The sequence below is a fragment of the Anaerotruncus sp. DFI.9.16 genome, from assembly GCF_024461615.1.
GTDB lineage: Bacteria > Bacillota > Clostridia > Oscillospirales > Ruminococcaceae > Anaerotruncus > Anaerotruncus massiliensis.
In genome coordinates this window covers 1-243 of sequence record NZ_JANFZX010000168.1, presented here as the reverse complement: position 1 = coordinate 243, position 243 = coordinate 1, and the positions used below count along the sequence as shown (strand labels likewise).

Annotated in this window: 1 protein-coding gene; it reads right to left on the bottom strand. The window is 49.8% G+C overall.

The window, feature by feature from the left end:
* A partial coding sequence (locus NE609_RS17410; RefSeq protein WP_256153251.1) for a hypothetical protein occupies nucleotides 1–243 on the bottom strand: 243 nt, incomplete at both ends.

Sequence of the window (243 nt, the reverse complement as noted above, 5' to 3'; positions counted from 1 at the left end):
CTCGGCCTCATCCATACGTTTCTGTTGTATCAAGGCCCGGAGCTCTATCTTTTGCAAAGCCACTTTGTCCCGTCCTTGATCGCGCAACAAAGCGGTTATCTGATCCAGCAATTTATAATTATTCGTGCGGCAATAACATTCGGCCAAGGCAAGCAAAACACGTTCATCCGCTCGCTTGGCCCGTACCACCTTCTCGTAAGGCTCGATCGCCTTGGAATAACTCCGGTTCCGTCTCAGAATATC